14 protein-coding genes are annotated in these 14088 nt (G+C 66.2%); 11 read left to right on the top strand and 3 right to left on the bottom strand.

Going from position 1 to position 14088, the window contains the following annotated elements:
- Positions 1–4: 4 nt before the first annotated feature.
- Positions 5–829 (top strand): acyl-CoA thioesterase, encoded by an 825-nt coding sequence (locus tag ACHQ4I_RS07110; RefSeq protein WP_420770889.1) that lies wholly within the window; start codon positions 5–7, stop codon positions 827–829.
- On the opposite strand, the gene ACHQ4I_RS07105 is transcribed toward ACHQ4I_RS07110, so the two are convergent.
- Complete coding sequence (locus ACHQ4I_RS07105; protein ID WP_420770888.1) at positions 819–2030, bottom strand: TDT family transporter; 1212 nt, start codon at positions 2028–2030, stop codon at positions 819–821. The two genes, ACHQ4I_RS07110 and ACHQ4I_RS07105, sit on opposite strands and share 11 nt — an antisense overlap.
- 70 nt (positions 2031–2100) lie before the next feature.
- On the opposite strand from ACHQ4I_RS07105, the gene ACHQ4I_RS07100 reads away from it, so the two are divergent.
- The gene (locus ACHQ4I_RS07100; RefSeq protein WP_420770887.1) at positions 2101–3009 is read left to right on the top strand and encodes a LysR family transcriptional regulator; all 909 of its coding nucleotides are present in this window, start codon (positions 2101–2103) and stop codon (positions 3007–3009) included.
- Positions 3010–3142: 133 nt separating this feature from the next.
- Here ACHQ4I_RS07100 and ACHQ4I_RS07095 read toward each other — a convergent pair whose 3' ends face one another.
- Positions 3143–3811 carry a phosphate signaling complex PhoU family protein gene (locus tag ACHQ4I_RS07095; RefSeq protein ID WP_420770886.1) on the bottom strand — a complete coding sequence of 223 codons (669 nt, stop codon included), beginning with the start codon at positions 3809–3811 and terminating at the stop codon, positions 3143–3145.
- A gap of 86 nt (positions 3812–3897) precedes the next feature.
- Positions 3898–5043 (bottom strand): FG-GAP repeat domain-containing protein, encoded by a 1146-nt coding sequence (locus ACHQ4I_RS07090; protein ID WP_420770885.1) that lies wholly within the window; start codon positions 5041–5043, stop codon positions 3898–3900.
- A 248-nt stretch (positions 5044–5291) separates the two neighbouring features.
- Between ACHQ4I_RS07090 and ACHQ4I_RS07085 the strand changes: the two genes are divergently transcribed.
- From ACHQ4I_RS07085 to ACHQ4I_RS07045, 9 genes are all read left to right on the top strand, one after another.
- Entirely contained in the window at positions 5292–5687 is a 396-nt protein-coding gene (locus ACHQ4I_RS07085) for a nitroreductase/quinone reductase family protein (protein WP_420770884.1), read from the top strand.
- Positions 5688–6175: 488 nt separating this feature from the next.
- Positions 6176–7015 carry an ABC transporter permease gene (locus ACHQ4I_RS07080; protein WP_420770883.1) on the top strand — a complete coding sequence of 280 codons (840 nt, stop codon included), beginning with the start codon at positions 6176–6178 and terminating at the stop codon, positions 7013–7015.
- Positions 7015–7881: an MlaE family ABC transporter permease gene (locus tag ACHQ4I_RS07075; protein WP_420770882.1), complete on the top strand. Its 867-nt coding sequence runs from the start codon at positions 7015–7017 to the stop codon at positions 7879–7881. The genes ACHQ4I_RS07080 and ACHQ4I_RS07075 overlap by 1 nt, the downstream gene beginning before the upstream one ends.
- A gap of 3 nt (positions 7882–7884) precedes the next feature.
- The gene (locus tag ACHQ4I_RS07070) at positions 7885–8919 is read left to right on the top strand and encodes an MlaD family protein (RefSeq protein WP_420770881.1); all 1035 of its coding nucleotides are present in this window, start codon (positions 7885–7887) and stop codon (positions 8917–8919) included.
- Positions 8916–9920 (top strand): MlaD family protein, encoded by a 1005-nt coding sequence (locus ACHQ4I_RS07065; RefSeq protein ID WP_420770880.1) that lies wholly within the window; start codon positions 8916–8918, stop codon positions 9918–9920. Before ACHQ4I_RS07070 ends, ACHQ4I_RS07065 begins: the two co-directional genes overlap by 4 nt.
- Positions 9908–10978 (top strand): MlaD family protein, encoded by a 1071-nt coding sequence (locus ACHQ4I_RS07060; RefSeq protein WP_420770879.1) that lies wholly within the window; start codon positions 9908–9910, stop codon positions 10976–10978. Before ACHQ4I_RS07065 ends, ACHQ4I_RS07060 begins: the two co-directional genes overlap by 13 nt.
- The gene (locus ACHQ4I_RS07055; protein ID WP_420770878.1) at positions 10978–12075 is read left to right on the top strand and encodes an MlaD family protein; all 1098 of its coding nucleotides are present in this window, start codon (positions 10978–10980) and stop codon (positions 12073–12075) included. Before ACHQ4I_RS07060 ends, ACHQ4I_RS07055 begins: the two co-directional genes overlap by 1 nt.
- Positions 12072–13118 (top strand): MlaD family protein, encoded by a 1047-nt coding sequence (locus tag ACHQ4I_RS07050; RefSeq protein WP_420770877.1) that lies wholly within the window; start codon positions 12072–12074, stop codon positions 13116–13118. The genes ACHQ4I_RS07055 and ACHQ4I_RS07050 overlap by 4 nt, the downstream gene beginning before the upstream one ends.
- A complete protein-coding gene (locus ACHQ4I_RS07045; RefSeq protein WP_420770876.1) occupies positions 13115–14071 on the top strand; it encodes an MlaD family protein in 957 nt (318 codons plus the stop codon). The genes ACHQ4I_RS07050 and ACHQ4I_RS07045 overlap by 4 nt, the downstream gene beginning before the upstream one ends.
- Positions 14072–14088 lie beyond the last annotated feature (17 nt).

Raw genomic sequence — 14088 nt, 5'->3', positions numbered from 1 at the left:
CACCATGACTTCGACCGTGACGTCACAGCACGCGTTCGACAGCGCTGTCGCCCTGACGCCGGACGGTGACGGAAACTTCAGCGGTCGAACGACTCCGGAGTACGGGAATATGGTCGGGCCGTTCGGCGGCATCACCGCGGCCACCATGTTGCGTGCGGTACAGCAACATCCGCAATGCCTCGGTGATCCGATCTCGCTCACCGTCAACTACGCCGGTCCGATTGCCGAGGGCCCCTTCACGATTGCGGCGCAACCGGTCCGGACCAACCGGACCACGCAGCACTGGACACTGTCGATGAGCCAGGACGGCACCGTGACCACCACGGCCACCGCGGTTTTCGGCACCCGCCGCCAAACCTGGACCTCCACCGAAGCCGCCGCGCCCGCCGCTGCGGCCCCGCACACCATCGAGCCCGATACGCTCCCCGAATTCATCTCCTGGGTTGGCAATTACGAGATGCGCTTCATCGAGGGCGGTATCACCGAACTCGACGGCGGTGCGGCCCAACCGAGTTCCACCACCACGCTCTGGGTCCGCGACCAGCCCGCACGTCCACTGGACTACCCGGCTCTCGCCGCGCTCAGCGACGTGTTCTTTCCGCGCGTGATGCTGCGACTCGGCCGCGTCGTCCCCGCCGGAACCGTGACGCTGACCGTGTACTTCCACGCCGCCGCCGACCGCCTCGCCACCCAATCCGACCAGCCGCTGCTCGCCACCGCCCGCTCCCAACACTTCGGCAACGGATTCTTCGACCAAGCGGCCGAACTCTGGGGCCACGATGGTGCGTTGCTCGCGACCAGCCATCAACTGGTGTACTTCAAGGCCTGACGGAGTCGTCGCGGCCGATGATGTCGGCCGAGTGCGGGATTCGGTCGACCGGGCGCAGGAGAGGCCCGATGACTGCGCCGCGGATGGTGCGTACCGCGACGACCGCCCAGGCGGTGACCAGTCCCATGTACAGGGCGACCGCGACGATGGCGAAGAGGTCGGCGCCGGTGTGGCCGTAGAGCACGGTGCTGGCGGTGACGCAGGTGCCGAGGGGGAAGGTGAAGCCCCACCAGGTCAGGTTGAACTTCAATTCGCCTGCGCGGGCCGTCTTTACGGTGACCGCGGCGGCCAATGCCAGCCACAGCATTGCGAAACCCCAAGTGGCGACGCCGAAGATGACCGAGAAGACGGTCAGGCCCTTGGCGTAGAGGTCGGGCAGGGCGGCAGGTCCGACGTTGGCGAGTAGTCCCGCGGCGGTGACGGACTGGCCGAGCGGGCCGAGCACGATCCAGAGGGTGGGGACCATGCCCGCCTGCGGGATGCCGTAGTGCACCAGGCGCGACCAGATCATGGTGATGGTGACCAGTGCGGCGATCAGGCTCAGGCCGAACATGGCCAGACAGAGCAGGATCATGGTCAGTCGCGGCTGGCCCTCGGGCAGGTAGGGGGCCAGCAGTGCGCCCATGGCCGCGGACACCATCGGCGGCACCACGGGCATCAGCCAGCCGCCGAAGGCGGCATCGGGTTCGACGTGGTGCCGGGTGAACATCCGGTAGGGGATGGCGATGGCGGTCATCAGGCCGAGCGCGGTGCCGACCGACCACAGCACCCAGTCCACGGCGAGTGCGGCATCGAGGCCGATCACGTCGCGGCCGAGCACCAGGGTGCCCGCGCCGACGGTCAGCAGTGCCATGGGCGGTGCGCCGTAGAAGTGGGCCATGACCGGGTGGTCGAGTCGGCGGCTCTCGGGGTAGCGCACCCAGTGCATGACGAAGGCGACGCTCAGCACCACGAGCAGCACCGCGGCCAGTGCCCAGACCACGGTCGCCGCGGCGCGCAGTCCGGGAAACTGCAGGGGCAGGGTGGCGGCCGCATTGGCGACGATGCTGGTGCCCATGACGGTGGCGAACCAGTTGGGTCCGAGGTGCCGGAGTGAACGGGGCGCGACGGGGCCGGGTTCGAGGCGGCGGGTCGCGCCGCGCTCGAGCTCGCCAAGCGGATGCCGCGGGGGTGCGGGGCGGAAGGTCACTGTGGCGGTCATGTGTCCAGGTTCGTCGGCGCGGGCGGTGTCGAGTAGCCGCCGCGTTCCTATGGGTGCATAGACTCGTTCTATGCCTCTGTCTCCGCGCGTTCCCGATCTGGCCGCGCTCGACCTGCTGCTTTCGGTTATCGAACTGGGCAGCCTCGGGCGTGCTGCGGAGGCGCATGGGATCAGCCAGCCCTCGGCGTCCTCGCGCATCCGCTATCTGGAGAAGCTGGTCGGCCTGCCGGTGCTGGAGCGCAGCGCCCTCGGTTCGCGGCCGACTCCGGCCGGGGCCTTGATCGCCGAATGGGCGCGCGGGGTGGTCGACGCGGCCGGGCAGTTGGACGCGGGCATCGACACATTGCGCGCCGAACGCGATTCGCACCTGCGCGTGGCGGCCAGCCAAACCATCGCCGAGTACCTGTTCCCCGGCTGGTTCATGACATTGCGCACCGCCGCACCCGACACCACCATCGCGCTGGAGTCCGGTAATTCTGTCGAGGTCGCGCAGGCGGTGCTCGATGGCAAGGACGTCATCGGCTTCATCGAGAGCCCGCGGAACTTCCGTGGCCTGGACAGCCACATCGTGGCCCGCGACCGGCTGGTCGTGGTGGTCGCCCCACAGCACCGCTGGGCGCGCCGCGGCTCGGTCGATCTCGCCGATCTCGCCGCGACCCCGCTGATCCAACGCGAAACCGGATCGGGCACCCGCACCTGGTTCGAAAATGCGGTCGCGCGGGCCATTCCGGGCTGGAAGCCCACAGTTGCCCTCGAACTCTCCTCCACCACCGCGATCAAAACCGCGGTCGCCTCCGGCGTCGGCCCCGCGGTCCTCAGCTCCCTGGCCGTGGCCGCCGAAATCGCCGCCGGCACCCTGGCCTCCCCAACCATCACCGGCCTCGACCTCACCCGAACCCTGCGCGCCATCTGGCCCTCCGGCCACCGCCTGACCGGCCCCGCCCGCGACCTCTACGCAATCGCCCGACGCACCACCTAGTGCCGCCTCCAGCAGGTCGCCGAGCGTAGTGATATGGCGGTTGAATGCCGCGTGTGCGACCACTATTCGACTGCGTTCGACGCCGACTCCTCGGACGCGGGGCTCGATGCGGCAGAGGCCGGCGCTGTGGGGGCTACTCGGGGTCGGAGGGTTGGGCGGTCGGTGGAATTCCGGTGTCCAGGAATCGGATCAGGCGATCGATCCGGTCGGTGTGGTCGATGCAGCGTTCCAGGTTATTGCCGACCATGGCAATATCGATGGCGGCTTCGGTGGGGTGGGTGAGGGTTGGGTCGGCGAGCGCGGAATGCAGTCGCAGATGGAGCTGATCCATTGCGGGGGCACCGGATTCGGAGACGGCGGACTGGTGTCCGGTGGCGACCGATTCGCCCGCGAGCGCGGTGCAGTGGGCGGCCAGGCGGCCCATGGCCGTGAGGATATCCATAAGAGGCCGTGGCGCAACCGGTTCCGGATGGCATTTGTAGACCTGGTCGGCGACGCGGCTGATCAGCCCGCCGATCCGAGACAGCTCAGTGGCGATCTGGATCGCGGTGACGACGTGGCGCAGGTCGCGCGCGACCGGCGCCTGCAGCGCGAGCAGCACCACGGTCCTGGCCTCGCAGGCCGAGTACATCTTCTGTAACTGCTCGTCGAGCGCGAAGGCCTCGTAGGTGGCGGCGAGATCGGCGTCGCCGAGCGCGGCGGTGACGCGCTCGGCGGCATCGTGGGCGAGTCGACACATCAGCGTCAAATCATTGGTCAACGCGACGAGCTCGCGAGTGAACTGGGTCCGCACTCGGCACATTGTCGCTTATTGCCGCGCTGTCGAGTACATGAATCTCGATGCGATCACCACGTTGGCCGGAACACGCAGGCCGTGGCGACTCGACGTCAGGAGATGTTCTTCAAGAAAGACACCGCATTCGCGCTCCCCGCCACCACGATGTCGAGCTTGCCGTCACCGTCGAAATCGGCGACCACCGGCGTCTGCGGCTGCGAGGTGACATCGAGATCCCCGGACTTGCCGATGGTTCCGTCGCCATTGCCGGTGAACACCACCATCTTCGAGCTGACCACCGCGGACATCGCGGCATCGAGCTTGCCGTCCCTATTGAAATCGCCCACCGCGATGCTGGTCGGTCCGAGGCCGGACAGGTTGACCCGGTCGGTCCTCTTGAAACCGCCCTGCCCGTCGGAGATCAGCAGGGTGGTGCTGAACGAGAAAGAATCGGCGGTGATCACATCGTCGATGCCGTCGCCGTCGAAGTCGCCGGCGCGCACGTCCTCGGTGATCAATCCCGAAGTGCTGGAACCGCGCAGGGAGAAGCTGCCGTCGCCATTGCCGGTGAGCACGTGCACCTGTTGCAATGCGTCGTTGTTCACCGCGATATCGATCTTATTGTCGCCGTTGAACTTTCCGGTGGTGAAGGCGGCGGCTGCTCCGGGAATGCCGCTGGTCGGCCCGGTTTCGAGGGCGCCGTCACCCTTGCCGAACCAGGTCTGCACGCCATTGGGCAGCAGGCTGAGCACGTCGGCCCTGCCGTCGCCATTGGTGTCGACGACAGCGACTTGCTGCTGTGCGCCTTCGATGGTGGTGTAGGTCTTGGCGGCCTTGAAGGTGCCGTCGCCGTTGTTCAGGAAGACCGCGACCGAGGTCCAGGCCTGGGCAACGACATCCGGCTTGCCGTCACCATTGAGGTCCCCGGTCGCGACCGCACCGTATCCATTGCCGACATCGCCGACCCTGCTGCCGGTATCGAAGTGCCCGTCACCCTTGCCGGTCATGAGAATCGGTCCCGCGCCGGAGAAGTCGGCCGCGACGATATCGAGTTTGCCGTCCCCGTTGAAGTCGGCCCCGACGGTGCCGACCGGTGCTGGGCCCGGTCCCCATGACGGAAATTGGCCCCCCGATGGCGAATCCACCTTCGCCGCGAAATTGATGGGTCCCGCATGGGCGGTGCCCGCGGCGAGCAGGCAGAGCGCCGCCGATGCGGCGGCGAGGACGGTGGCGCGGGAGTGCGAGGGGAGAACGCGCATAGGTGGATTCCTGACTTGCTAGTAAGTTTGATACAGCGCAGCGGACTCTATGGCGCTGCTCATACGAAATCCGTGGCATTCATGAGAATTCGTCCAACTGCCCACCCCGCACCCCTCGCAACCCGACACAGTGCCAATGCGGCCCGAGCTCAGGTGGAAATCGCGGCATCGGTCGGGAAGGCTCCGCCACGGATTTTCACCAGATCTTGATCGGCCGGGAAGGGTGGCCGCGGTGTTAGCGTCGGGGCATGGCGAACTTGCGTGATGTCCAGCACCGAGTCGTGACGGCGTTTCAGCGGCGGGTGGGGAATCCGATCCTGCGGCGATTGCCCACGCAGCAGTTGCTGGAGACCGTGGGGCGGGTGAGCGGGCAGCCGCGGGTTACGCCGATCGGTGGTCGCCGGGTGGGCAAGGAGTTCTGGCTCGTGTCCGAATTCGGTGATCGCTCGCAGTACATCCGGAACATCAAGGCCAACAATCGGGTACGCGTGCGGCTGCACGGGCATTGGCACACCGGTACCGCGCATGTACTGCCGAATGACGATCCGCGCGCTCGGCTGCGGTCGTTGCCCAAGGCCAATAGCGCCGCCGTTCGCCTGGTCGGCACCGACTTGCTCACCGTCCGCATCGATCTCGACGACTGACCGGAAACCTCGCTGCGGTGCGCGCCGCCGCGATCGGGTCCAGATCAGTCTCGATCTCGCGCTCGGTTCCGCGATGGTGGGCATCGGTCCAACCATTCGGCGATAGCCGCAGCAACCATCTGGCTAGGCGGGCTGCTGGCGCTCGGCCTCGGTGCGACCCCGATGGTGCTGCTCGCCTAGACGACCGTGGTGTGCGTCCGACGGTGGCGCCAGGGCGGGCGATGCTGCAGCAGGGCGGTATCCACGCGGCCCTGTTCTCGGCTTTTGTGTTCTTTGTCGCTGGCCATAGCCGGTGTGACCGGAACCATGAATTACCGCTCTGAGCGGCGGGAATGGCGAGTAAGTGGCAAGCATCACAGGTCGCCGATTTTGTTGTAACCGAGCGTAACGATTAGCTTGCTGGATGTTGGCATCGACGCCGGATCCGGAGACTGCGGAATGAACTTCGACACACCCCGCACGTTGTGCGCGGCACCGGGACACCGGCTATGACGCCGGATCTGGACGCCCGCGAATCCGCGACTTCGGTTGTCAGGAAGAACTTCTCGGATACGGTCGTTTCGTCGCTGCGCACCTTCGGTCGCGCCTTCGGCGTCGCGCAGGAATCGGTGCTCGGCTCGATCGGCGATATCGCTCGTGGTCAATTCCAGTGGCGCGAGGCCGTACTGCAGGCCTGGCGACTGATCACCGTCACCACCATCCCCGCGATCCTGATGGCGATCCCGTTCGGCGTGATCGTCTCGATCCAGGTCGGCAATCTCATCCACACCCTCGGCGCCGATTCGCTGCTCGGCGCGACCGGTGGGCTCGGCGTCATCAAGCAGGGCGCGCCGATGGCCACCGGCTTCCTGCTCGGCGGCGCCGGCGCGGCGGCCATCGCGGCAGACCTCGGCGCCCGCACCATTCGCGAAGAGATCGACGCACTGAACACCATGGGAATCAGCCCGATTCACCGCCTGGTGATCCCGCGGATGGCGGCGATGCTGGTGGTCGCGCCGCTGCTGAACATCCTGATCATCTTCGTCGGCATCATGGCCGGTTATGCGGTCGCCATCGGCGGCCAGGGCGTCACGCCGGGTAGCTATTGGGCCACCTTCGGTTCGTTCACCACGACCGCCGATGTGTGGGTCTCACTGCTGAAGGCGCTGATCTTCGGCTTCCTCGTGGTGGTCATCGCCTGTCAGCGCGGACTCGAGGCCAAGGGCGGACCGCGCGGTGTCGCCGATGCCGTGAACGCGGCCGTGGTGCTCTCGGTCGTCTCGATCACCGTGGTGAATCTGGTGCTCACCCAGGTCACCGCCATGTTCCTGCCGACGAGGCTGGCCTGATGGCGATTTCGTCCTATACCCCCAAGGGGCTCGTTTGGGTCGCACGGTATTTCCGTCGCGGCAGCCGCGTGCTGGGCGCGGCAGACGGTTTCGGGTTCGTCGCCGTATTCGTCTGGCAGGTGCTCGCGGCGATTCCGTTGACGCTGCGGCGCTATCGCGGTCAGACCATGCGCGCCATTACCGATATGACCTGGGGTCGGGGCTCGGTCGTGGTCGGCGGCGGCACGGTGCCGATGATGATCGTGCTCGGTCTGGTGATGGGCGCGTCCGTGGCTGTCGAATCGTTCGCGACACTGAGCATGCTCGGGATGGGACCGGTCACCGGCATCGTCTCGGCCTACGCGACCACCCGTGAACTGGCGCCGATCGCGGCCGCGGTGGGATTCGCCGCGCAGGCGGGCTGCCGGATCACCGCGGAGATCGGCTCGATGCGCATTTCCGAGGAGATCGACGCGATCGAGGCGCTGGGTCTGCGCTCGGTGCCGTTCGTGGTCACCACCCGGGTGCTGGCGGGCGCGCTGGCCATCGTGCCGACCTTCCTGATCGCGCTGATCCTCAGCTATGCGGCCTGCCGCGGCATCATCACGCTGGTGCACGGCCAATCCGCTGGCGTCTACGACCACTACTTCTTCCAATTCGTCTCCGGCTTCGACGTGATTGCCGCGGTGATCAAGGTCGCCATCTTCGGGACGGTGGTGATCCTGGTGCACAGCTATTACGGGTTCTTCGCCACCGGCGGGCCCGAGGGCGTCGGCATCGCGTCGGGTCGCGCGGTGCGCACGAGTTTCGTGGCCATTATCGCCATCGACATGGTGCTCAGCATTGTGCTGTGGGGCTTCAACGCGGCGATCAGTTTTACGGGGTAGCGGATGCCGAAATATGGAATGCCCGGTGTCGCCGCGGATAAAAAGCGTTCGCGGACAGTTGGATTGGCGATTATCTCGCTGATAGCCGTTGTCGCCCTCGCGACCACGCTCTATCGGAATCTGCGCGCCGACGACGCTCTGCGGATCGCGTTGCACACTCAGGAGATCGGTGACGGCCTCAGCGCGGGCACTCAGGTGCGCCTCGACGGTGTGCTGGTCGGCACGGTCGCGCAGATCGCACCCGACGAGCGCGGCACCCAGCGAATCACGTTGCGGCTGGACCGATCCCGGCTCTTCAGCATCGATGACAGCCTGCGCGTCGACTACGCGCCCGCCAATCTGTTCGGCATCAGCGAACTCGAATTGCGCCGTGGCCCGGGCGGTTCGCCGCTGCGCCCGGACGCGGTCATCGATTTGACCGGCCAGCGCGCGGCGGATGTCTACGACGCGACGATGGGCGCCATCCTGCGCAGTCTGTCCCAGGTCGGCGCGACCGTATTCACCCCGCAGCTGGCCAGCGTCATCGCCCAGGTCTGCGCGGACTTCCAGGCGTTCACCCCGCTGGCACAGGCACTGATCACGGTGGCGCGCACCATCGCCGACAACCAGACCATGCCGGCCTCCGAGCTGGTCGGCAGACTCGGCCCGGCCTTCGACGGCGGCGGCATATTCGCGGGTGCGGCCATCCAGGTCCTCGATCAGATCCGCGATAACAAGATCCTGCAGACCGACCGCGAGCACTACGACCGCGGTGTCGCCGCGTTGACCGGCAGCATCCTGCCCGCGCTCGGGACCACGCTGACCACGGCTGGCGGCCATTTCGCCGAGGGCGCCGACATGCTCGCGCCGATGTTGAATGTGCTGGCGCAGATGGTCTCTCGGCCGCAGCAGTCCGCCGCCGAACTGCGGGCCCTGCTGCAGCGGCTGCGGGCCGCCATGCCGGATACCCCCGATGGTCCGGTGCTGAATCTCGAGGTCGATCTGCGGGGCATGCCCGGTATCGCGGTGCCGCTGCTCGGTCAGGCGGGTGTGCGATGACGGTGCGTGGCGCCGCTTGGCGGCTCGGTGTTTTCGCCGCGGTGATGATCGTGGTGCTCTCGCTGGTGCTGACGGCGATCAAGCGGCCGGTGGCCGGTGCTACCGAGGCGCACGATGCGCTGTTCACCGATGCCAACGGCCTGAAGGTCGGCGATGACGTGCGCATGTATGGCGTGCAAGTCGGCAAGGTCGAGGGCATCTCGCTCGACGGGATCAGGGCCAAGGTCCGGCTCACGGTCGAGACATCGACACCGATCTACGACAACAGCACCCTGGCCATTCGCTACCAAAACCTCACCGGCCAGCGGTATATCGACCTGCAGCAGCAGCCGAATCCGGGTGTCCGGCTGTCCGCGAACGCGGTCGTGGATACCAAGATGACGGTTCCGTCCTTCGATGTGACCAGCCTGTTCAACGGCCTGAAACCGGTGCTGGCCACCCTGTCTCCGGAGGCCGTCAACCAGTTCACCGCGAGCATGCTCGCGGTGATCGAGGGCGATGGTTCGGGTCTGGGTCCGGCGATGGATGCCATCGGCAAGCTGAGCAAGTACGTCGGCGATCGGCAGACGGTGATAGCGACGCTGGTGCGCAATATGTCCGAACTCGCCGACCGGGTCGGTGGCCGGGTGCATTACCTGGTCCCGCTGCTGGCTCGGCTCACCGATATTTTCCAAGCGCTGGAAGCGAATATCGGTGGTCTGGCCGAATTCGCGATGAACGCGCCCTCGGTGCTCGGACCGCTGGACCGGCTGCTCGCCACCTTCGGCCTGACCGCCGACAGCGGCGCGGATATCGACGGACTCATCCGCAGGCTGTTCCCCGACCCGCAGGAGGCCGTCGACGTATTCGGCAAGCTGCCCGGCCTGCTCGCCTCGATCGATAACGCGGTGCCGCGCACCTTCGTCGACTGGAAACCGGAGTGCAGCAAGGGAAATGCGGAGCTCCCCAAGCCGGTGCAGGTGCTGATCGGCGGACAGAAGGTGGCGGTATGCAACGGGTGAATCCGCTGCGTCGCTGGTTCGGCGGCGATGGCCCGATCCTCGACGAGCCGACGCGACTGCGCAAGGAGGTGCGGCTCGGCATCATCGGGGCGGTACTGGTTGTCATCGCAATGGGCGCTGCCGCAGCGCTTTACGTGATTCCGTTCGGCAAGGCGACATACACCGCCGAGCTGTCGGAGGCGCAGTCGGTGAAGTCCGGCGACGATATCCGCTTGGCGGGGGTATCGGTCGGCACGGTGAAATCGCTGGAGCTGAAGCCGGATAAGGTCGTCATGCGGTTCACTGTGGACTCCGAGATCTTCATCGGTTACCAGACATCGCTGGACATTCGCATGCTCACCGTGGTCGGCGGCCATTACGTCGCGCTGTTCCCGGCGGGCACCGCGCCGCTGGGCGATAAGCCGATTCCAGCCGATCGAGTTCGCCTGCCCTACAGCCTGATTCAGACGTTCCAGGACGCCACGGCACCGATCGGCAAGATCGACGGCGATACCCTGCGGCGCAACCTCGCCGCGCTCGACAAGTCCGTCCAAGGTGCCCCGGACACGCTGCGGACCACCTTGGACACCGTCGGTAGTTACCTCGATGCCCTTGATCGGCAACGCGCCCAGGTGTCGAGTGCCATTGCGGTGGCGGATGAGTACGTGACCATGTGGGACGGCGCGAAAAGCGATCTGCACAGGCTGATGGACAATGCCAATCTGCTCGAGACGGTCCTCATCGACAAACGCGCCGAGCTGCGCGCGTCGATTGCCTTGCTGAACAGCGTGGTTCAGCGGATCGCCGCGCTCGCGCCGTCATGGGATGCCGCGCTGAAGCCCAGAGCCCAGCAGTTGGCCGACGCCCTGCCGCGGCTGGAGCAGATGGGCCGTCAGTTGGAGCCGATCATCTCCTCCGCACACGACCTGAGCCAGAAACTGCAGGGCCTGGCGATTCCGGAGGGCGGGATAGTGGTGAATCAATCCGGCGAAACCATCCAGGCGCCAGCCGGTCTCGATCCGGCGCAGGTTCTGGGCGCGGCGGTAGTGTGCGTGCCGCTACCCGGGAAGGCGTGCTGATGCTGAATCGGGTTCTCGGCTCGCAGGCGTTCATGTCGATCGCGGGTGCCGTCGTTGTCGCCGCGCTCGCCGTCACCGGATATCTCATCGCCTTCGATCCGCTGCAGAAGACCGAATCCTATTGCGCGATAATGCCCGACAGCATCGGGCTGTATCCGGGCAATCAGGTGACGATGCGCGGCATCACCGTCGGCACGGTGACCTCGGTGCAGAACCAGGGCAAAGGCGCGCGGGTCGATTTCGAGGTCGACGCCGACTATCCGGTGTACGCCGACGCCTCGGCCACCACCGTGTCCGACACCGTGGTCGCCGATCGCAACCTGGCCGTGCTGTCCAGCGGCAAGAACACCGACCGTTGGCACAGCGGACAGTGCATCACCAAGACGCTCACCCCCAAGAGCCTCACCGAGACGCTGACCGCGCTGTCCGCACTCTCCGACCAGCTCAACGGACCCGATCCGGCCCAGCAGAATTCGCTGGCCAAGGGCCTCGCCTCGCTCGATGCGGCGACCGCGGGCACCGGAGCGCAGGTCAATGAGCTGATCCACAAACTCGGTTCGGCGCTGAAGGCGCCCGATGCCGATATCGGCCATCTGGCGAACATTTTCGATGCGTTCGCTTCGGTATCGCAAAAGGTGGCCCAGTATTGGGGCGATCTGCAGTCGATGTTGGTCCGGATCGGCCCCGCGCTGGACCAGGCGAGTACCGAATTGCTCGGTCCCGCAGTGCAGCTCTTCGACGGCTTGCGGCAGATCCTGCCCATGCTCAATGACATCACCACGATGTTCGGCGATCCGATCCTGCGCGCGCTCGATGCCGGTGTGCCGCTGATCAAGCTGTTGCGCGCCAATGTCGGTTCGCTGCGCGATGTCGTGCTCATGACGCCCGCACTCACCTCGGCATTCCGGACGGTGGTTGCCGATGGCGCGCCGGGTATCACCTATGCGCCGCCCAAGGTGGCCATTCCGCAGCAGCACGCCGACGAGGTCTGTGCTGCGGTCAATGCCGTCACGCCGGGCAAATGCGTCGGTGCGGGCAATGGCATGGTCGAGGTGCAACTCGTCCAGCTGGTGCTGGGATTGGCAGGTGGACGATGAGGAAGCGGCTGGTAGCGGTCGCGCTCGCGGCCGGAGTCGGCCTGGGCGGCTGCGCCTTCGACCCGTCATCGGTGCCGGTCCCCGGCACATCGGTATCCGGGCCTACCTATCGGGTGCGGATCGAATTCGCGAATGCCCTGAACCTGCCGGCCAAGGCAAAGGTGATCGCCAATGGCGCGCAGATCGGCACGGTCGACAAGGTCACCGTCGTCCCGGCCGCCGAAGCGCCCCCGGGCCGTGGTGGATTCGTGGTGGTCGACGCCGATATCGCGAAGTCGGTGCAATTGCCGACCACGACCATTGCCGAGCTGCGGCAGAACACCGTGCTCGGCGATATCCACATCGCATTGACCACGCCGTCCAACGGTTTCGGCTCGCTGCTCGGCCCCGACGGCACCATCCCGATCGAGCGGACCAAGCCGCCGGTGCAGCTCGAGGACACCATGGCCGCCATGGCCTTCTTCGTTCAAGGTGGTGCGATCGGCCAGCTGCAGGACATCATCGGTCGGTTCAATTCCGTACTGCCGCGTGATCCCCGGGAGACCGCACGCATTGCGAACGTGATGGGTGGCGATGTCGCGGACCTGGCGGCGAACCTCGATCAGGTGGATGCGCTTTTGTACGGTTTGTTGACCAATTCCGAAGTGCTGCACGATATTCGGCCCGAGTTGGACGATATCACCACCGAGGAGGGCGTCCGGCAGGTCAGTGCGGCGACGAATTCCATTGCTGGAGTGGCGAATATCTTCGGTGCGCTGGGCCCGGTCGGCAAGTCGATGACCTGGCTCGCGCCGCTGCTGCAGTCCAATGACGCGATGCTGCGCGCGTTCGTGCCGATGCTGACCGGCGGGCCGCTGGATCTGCGGTCGCCTTCGAATATGGCAATGCTCGTCGCGTTATTGCGCGACAAGATCATTCCGTTTGCCGAGCGCGGGCCGAAGTTCAACATCACTGGGGTCCGGACCGATGCCGCCGCGGTGTCCGAACCCGAGCAGGTCGATCGGATCATTCAAACGTTGCGCATGATCGGAGCGGTCCGATGAAGGTGGGTTCGCTGGCCTCGCTCGGCGGTATCGCCGCCATCCTGATCCTCGGCGCGGGATATCTGACCTTCGGCGTGGTGCGGTTGGATCCGTTCGCCGATTACACCAATGCCTCGATGGTGCTGCGCAATTCGGGCAGTCTGGGGGTCGGTTCGCCGATTCTGCTCACCGGCATCCCGGTCGGCAAGGTGACCTCGGTGGAGAATACGGCGATGGGCGTGGAGGTCGGCTTCCGTGTCGACAAGGGACAGAAGGTGCCGACCGACAGCACCGTCACCATCGAACAGCTCTCCGCGCTCGGCGAGCCCTATGTGCAGTTCGTGCCGAATACCGACGGCGGTCCGTATCTGAAGGACGGACAACGCCTGGACACCAAGGACATTCGCACGCCGCTGTCCATTCCGGAGGTGGCGCGGCTGGTCACCAAGACCATGAACCAGCTCGATCCCAGGGTTGTCGGTTCGATTGTCGATACGCTCGGCAAGTCGCTCGCGGGCACGTCCGCCGTAATGCCGGAACTCACGCGCTCGGGCGACCTGCTCGCCGCCACCATCATGACCAGGGCCCCGAAGATCGCCGAATTGCTGACCAGCTTTCAGTTCGCCGCCAGCGATATCGAATGGGCCGGACCGGCCACCACCGTCGGCGCGACCAATCTGGTGCAGTTCGGGCAGGCGCTCGACGATCTCGTGGAGGCGGTCGGTCGGCTGGTCACGGCCGGGAACAGTCCGCAGATGTACCTCGATGGCGATGGTCTGGTGCCGTTCCTGCAGCGGGTGACCGAGTGGATGGACAAGGTCGGGCCGGAGCTGAAATCGCTGATCCCCGGCTTGCGGCCGCTGACCGACGCGGTCACCGCCAGCGCACCGCGCATCGATCTCAGCAGTCTGATCGGGCAGGCACTGCACGAGACCGGCGATGACGCGGTCAAGGTGCGCGTCGGCATCAAATAGGGCGCTGCCTCGGTGAA

Origin of the sequence: Nocardia nepalensis, from assembly GCF_048910785.1 — a bacterium.
GTDB lineage: Bacteria > Actinomycetota > Actinomycetes > Mycobacteriales > Mycobacteriaceae > Nocardia > Nocardia nepalensis.
The sequence above is the reverse complement of the archived record's forward strand: the minus strand, read 5'-3'. Positions and strand labels throughout refer to the sequence as shown.

Bases quoted from the DNA above. Each gene is read 5' to 3' on its own strand.
- ACHQ4I_RS07110 (WP_420770889.1), top strand. From the start codon at position 5: ATGACTTCGACCGTGACGTCACAGCACGCGTTCGACAGCGCTGTCGCC.
- ACHQ4I_RS07105 (WP_420770888.1), bottom strand. From the start codon at position 2,030: ATGACCGCCACAGTGACCTTCCGCCCCGCACCCCCGCGGCATCCGCTT.
- ACHQ4I_RS07100 (WP_420770887.1), top strand. From the start codon at position 2,101: ATGCCTCTGTCTCCGCGCGTTCCCGATCTGGCCGCGCTCGACCTGCTG.
- ACHQ4I_RS07095 (WP_420770886.1), bottom strand. From the start codon at position 3,811: ATGTGCCGAGTGCGGACCCAGTTCACTCGCGAGCTCGTCGCGTTGACC.
- ACHQ4I_RS07090 (WP_420770885.1), bottom strand. From the start codon at position 5,043: ATGCGCGTTCTCCCCTCGCACTCCCGCGCCACCGTCCTCGCCGCCGCA.
- ACHQ4I_RS07085 (WP_420770884.1), top strand. From the start codon at position 5,292: ATGGCGAACTTGCGTGATGTCCAGCACCGAGTCGTGACGGCGTTTCAG.
- ACHQ4I_RS07080 (WP_420770883.1), top strand. From the start codon at position 6,176: ATGACGCCGGATCTGGACGCCCGCGAATCCGCGACTTCGGTTGTCAGG.
- ACHQ4I_RS07075 (WP_420770882.1), top strand. From the start codon at position 7,015: ATGGCGATTTCGTCCTATACCCCCAAGGGGCTCGTTTGGGTCGCACGG.
- ACHQ4I_RS07070 (WP_420770881.1), top strand. From the start codon at position 7,885: ATGCCGAAATATGGAATGCCCGGTGTCGCCGCGGATAAAAAGCGTTCG.
- ACHQ4I_RS07065 (WP_420770880.1), top strand. From the start codon at position 8,916: ATGACGGTGCGTGGCGCCGCTTGGCGGCTCGGTGTTTTCGCCGCGGTG.
- ACHQ4I_RS07060 (WP_420770879.1), top strand. From the start codon at position 9,908: ATGCAACGGGTGAATCCGCTGCGTCGCTGGTTCGGCGGCGATGGCCCG.
- ACHQ4I_RS07055 (WP_420770878.1), top strand. From the start codon at position 10,978: ATGCTGAATCGGGTTCTCGGCTCGCAGGCGTTCATGTCGATCGCGGGT.
- ACHQ4I_RS07050 (WP_420770877.1), top strand. From the start codon at position 12,072: ATGAGGAAGCGGCTGGTAGCGGTCGCGCTCGCGGCCGGAGTCGGCCTG.
- ACHQ4I_RS07045 (WP_420770876.1), top strand. From the start codon at position 13,115: ATGAAGGTGGGTTCGCTGGCCTCGCTCGGCGGTATCGCCGCCATCCTG.